Consider the following 4,637-nt stretch of genomic DNA (forward strand, 5'->3'; position numbering starts at 1 on the left):
TACATCCTCGTAAAGCGGCTTTAGGATCGCATCAGCAACGCCGCCCAAAGGAGGTATTCCGACGATTGCCGCTATGAGGTCCCCGGCCAGCTGAATCGATGCGCTTATGAGCTCGTTTACGCCCGGCATCGAGTGGCCACCAACTACGTGTTGAACGTCCTTTGCCGGATTGGCGTGAAAAAGGCTGGTCTGAATACCGGTGTGCTCGCCCTCGCGGTAGATGAGACCCGGAGCGACCGGCAGTGTGCCCTTCCATCCGGACTCGTAGTACTCCTCGGGCCAGGCCGGGTCATCCATGATGTCGACGCCCTCTTGCAGGCCATTTGACCCGACCGAGATGAGGGCGTGGATAAGGCCGGTGAAGAGTGAGCCGCCGAAGCTGGTGCCCGTCAGGTGTCCGGAGTTGTTCTCGATGTCAATAACCAGGCAGCCGTGACGCAAATTCGCACCGGGCCAGGGGGGCTCATCGCCTTCGAAGTACCTGCGGAAAGTCGGAGTTAGTTGAGCATCTTCTCCGATGTCCACGCAGGAGTCGTGCGCGTACTGGAATCGGGCGTAGAGAAGCGCTAATGGAGAGTTATCCGGCTCGCCCAGATCCGGCTTTACCACCATGGACCAATTAGCCTGGTTGAAGTCGTTCCACTGGCTGGCGTCGAGCGGGTTGTCGGGGAGCATCCAGAGCGACGATTCGAGTCGCATTATGTTCACTAGCAAGCTGGTTTTTATCACCCATTTTGCCGTCCCGAAAAGCAGCCAGATCTTCGGGAACTGCAACTCGGCCGGGAGGAACGGATTGCTCCAAAAGATGATGTGCTTCAGCTCTTCGTAGTCGTGTTTGAAGACGCAACGAATGACTACTTTTCCGTCGTTCGTCTTCTCGACTTCCCAGTGATCGAGCCGGCCAGTCCAGCGCACGCCATCCTTTTCGCAGGAGACGTGGATGTTCTTGAATTCGCGAGTTTCGTGATCGACGACCCACTTCGAAAGGTAATGCTCCTCCGGCATCTCGAAGCGGCCAATTCCGGTTTCCCACTCGACCTCGGTGAAACTGGCGTTGTAGTAGTGGTTGACCCGGCCACGCAGAGTCCAGTTGCCGTCGTAGAGTTTGATAACCGGGGGGCGGAGTCGCTTTTCCCGCTGATCGAATTCGCGGTTGACGATGTCCCAGAAAACCTGGTCCGCGTCCATGCTCGTTACGGCCATGCGTGCCCCCTAATCGAGTCCCCAGGGTGTTGACCAGGTTCGGGGAACTCGTACTTGAATCTTGTTTCCGATCTGCGCGTCCTGGAATGTGACCGGGAGATTGATCGGATCTGTGTATGGTGGCAGCGGGTACAAGAACTCTCGCCCGTTCATCCGCTGATAGACCTGCGTATCCAGGGAGCTGTTCACCTGGCCGGCCATGGTCATTTCGTCGGTATCGACCACGATGTTCTCGCCGACTATCAGCGCCGGGAGTTCCACCATTCGGTCGGCGTCTGTTTCCTTGCGGTCGAATCTGTCATCGCCGAAGGAGAAATCCGGGAGCGTGTAAACGATGTTGGCGTTGCCGGCCTGGCAGGTCCATTTGATCCAGGCTTCGCAGTTGGTGGGGTTGGAAACCTGGACGTACTGGATTTCTTCCTGGGGATCCGTCTCCGGCAGTGTGGTATCGGTTTCGGCGACAGCCTCGTCAGTCCAGTCCTCGGAGATCCAGCGCGGGAAGGCGGCTACAAAGGTGACGAGCACCAGGCCGTACTTCATATTGTTCGGATCGGTGTTGACCTTGAGCTTGGGCTGCGAGCGGAGCCGGACTTTCAGCCAGCGGTGTGATTCGCCGACGATCTTGACGTGGATCTCACCGTCTTTACGGCCGTCCATCGCCTTGCGGAAGCGGCTCCAGTTGATGCGCCAGGGTCGATCCGCTGTTGCCCGGGTATTGAAGGCGAGCGTGAATTCGAACATGTTCTCGCGCATGCCTTGGTAGTGGCCGCCGAGTTCGAATGCCGTACTCTGATAGATCGCCTCGAACGGGGCCTCGAACATGTCCTCGATCGCGGTCCCGAGGCTGCCGGCAGCGAGCTTGATGCCTTCGTTGCCTTCGTTCTCGCCGCCGCTCCAGTGGAATTTCTGCCCGTTCGACCCGACGTAGTAGATTTCGAGCTGTTCGGGTACGTCCATGTGCGGGCCTTTCTCGGATACGCAAAAGGGCGGCCCCTCCAAATCGCTGGAAGAGCCGCCCTTTTGGCTGTTGCTACATCAGGCCGTACGTCTGCTCACGCTGCATCTGCTTGTACTTGCGCAGCGCTTCGTCGACGTCGACCACATGGAAATGGACGCCGCCTTGGGCATCGAGCTTCTGGCCGTACTCCATGGACTGCTTGAGTAGCTGCGGCAGTGCCCCGCTCTCAATGCCTCCGCCGGTCACGTCCTGGGTGAACTGATCGAAGTTGGCCTTGAAGAAGCTGCCGACCGCCTCCATCGAGCGCTCGCCCAGCTTGACGTTCTGGATGCGCTGAAGGGTCTGATCAAACGGGGTGACCGTCTCGCCGCCCTTGAACTGGCGCACCTCCGGACCGTTCTGCCCCACGAGCACGTCGTTCAGCAGCTCTGGCCCTTCCTCGGCAACCCATGCCAGACCCGGCTTGGCGCGCTTCGTACCATCCTTGTAGCCCCGTGGGGGCATGTTGGCGTTCGCCTGCTGGACAGCGTGAATCGAGCCGTATCGAGACTTGATGTAGTTGACAGAGGCGGCGACGTTGGACACCGGATCGAACAGGTTGTCGTAGCCGGGTGCTTTGTGCGACTCGAACGTGGGACCGATCACCTGCGCCAGTCCACCCGAAGGCGTACCCGCAGCAGCGTTGGAGTCCCAGTTGTTGACCGCGCCCGCATTCCAGCCGGATTCCCGTTCGATCAGGGTGTTCATGCCCCGCAGCCAGGAGTCCTTGTCGTCTGGGGGAGGCGTGCTGGTGATCCGGAGCGCTTCCTCGATGATCCGCATCCGCTCGCCGCCCGGGATTACACCGCCGATATCTCCGCCGCCGACCGAGGTTGTCTCCTTGCCCTTGATCAGGGAGAGGATGTTGTCTCGGACCGTGCCGGCGAACTGCTTCGGGATAGCGCCCCAGTCACCCATGCCAGGTGTGAACGGATTCGGGATGGCATTGATCAGCGGATCGGTCATCCGGGAGAAGATGCTCGACACCAGCTCGCGAGCCTGATTCACAGCGCTGGTGATGACGCCGATAATTCCGCCGCGATCCTGCTCATCCAGGGGCCGATCGACAGCCCAGTGAACGTGGTTGTTGTGCTCGGCCATCGTGTCGGCCCCATAGAAGCCCATGCCGTCGCCGACACCCCGGCCGTCCTTGATATTGCCCTGGAAGCCGTTGCCGTAGATCAGTTCCAGCGTCTTGCTGCCCCAGGTGGACGAGATGTCGGTGGCCAAATCCCGCATACCCTCGATGCCGGCAGGGCCCATAGGCAGACCGAAGTCCACCGCCTTGCCCGCGCCGTGATGATCGTTGGTGCTGCGGTATGCGCTGGTGACGCCCATGTTCGGGTTCCGGGATTTGACCCAGCCCACCATCCATTCAACGGGGCCACCATCGCGGAAGGCCGGCACTCCGTTGTCCACCTGAGCCCGCGCGCCGCCGAAGTTGATGGCATCCAGGACCGCACGGTTACGGCTGGTTGCCTCGGCATTGACGATGTACTCGCGGGGGCTGACCATGGCGTGCACGAGATCCGCGCGAGAGCCACCCTTACCCCTGATCGGACCACCATCTGCGTAGCCATCGATTCGGCTGATCTTCTTGTCACCCATGCCAATCTTGTCAGCGATGTGGTTGTTCCAGATATCGATGACGAAATTGATCGGGGTAGCGAAAACGGCCTTTATCTTGTTCCAGATTTCGGTCGCCTTGGTGATCAGGTCCGACAGCACCCCGGTGAAGTTTCCGACGAATTCGGCCATCCGCTCTTTGACCTTGTCGAGAATTCCACCGATTAGGTCTCTCACCCAGTCCCAGAACTTATTCCAGGTCTCCTTGAAGCTGTTCTTGAAACGCTCCCAGAGGATACTGATTCCCTGCCAGTAGCCGTCCCACTTTTCCTTGATCCAGTCCCAGATTCCGGTGAAGAAGTCCCTGATTCCGATCCACAGCGCATTCCAGCCGGCACTGAAGAGCGTCGAGAAGGTGTCCCACTTGTCGGAGACCCAGCTCCAGAGCGAATCCCATTCGTCGGTAATCCAGTCCCATACCGCGCTTGCTCCGTCTTTCAGGCCATTCCATACCCCGCTCCAGAACCCGGAGAAGACGTTCCACCAGGTTGTGAATACGGTTTTGACAGTATCCCAGACGAACTTCCAGCCGCCGGAGATCCAATCCCAGACAAACTGAGCTGCATCCTTCAAGCCGTTCCAAACCCCGGTCCAGAAGCCGGAGAAGGTATTCCACCAGGTGCTGAACACGCCGGTGACGAATCCCCAAACCCCGTTCCAGGTGTCCTTGAGCCAATTCCAGGTAGCCAGGGCAGCGACCTTGATAAAGCTCCAGGTGATGCGCCAGGCGTTCTGGAAGAATTGGGTCTTTGTGGCCAGGTAGACGATGAAGCCGATCAAGGCCGTGACAGCGATAATGATCAGCGAGATC

The 4,637-nt window shown here is 59.2% G+C and carries 3 protein-coding genes; all 3 read right to left on the bottom strand.

Annotation, left to right across the window (positions count from 1 at the left end; all coding sequences use genetic code 11):
• On the bottom strand, positions 1-1,203 hold a 1,203-nt coding region (locus NGR01S_RS28035; RefSeq protein ID WP_063042106.1), incomplete at its 3' end, for a Gp37-like protein.
• 9 nt (positions 1,204-1,212) lie between these two features.
• Positions 1,213-2,160 (bottom strand): hypothetical protein, encoded by a 948-nt coding sequence (locus NGR01S_RS28040; protein ID WP_063042108.1) that lies wholly within the window; start codon positions 2,158-2,160, stop codon positions 1,213-1,215.
• A 73-nt stretch (positions 2,161-2,233) separates the two neighbouring features.
• Positions 2,234-4,637, bottom strand: a 2,404-nt coding sequence (locus NGR01S_RS28045; protein WP_157107469.1) for a transglycosylase SLT domain-containing protein, incomplete at its 5' end; no start/stop codon positions are given.

It is taken from the genome of Nocardia grenadensis NBRC 108939, from assembly GCF_001613445.1.
In the GTDB taxonomy this organism is placed as follows: Bacteria; Actinomycetota; Actinomycetes; order Mycobacteriales; family Mycobacteriaceae; genus Nocardia; species Nocardia grenadensis.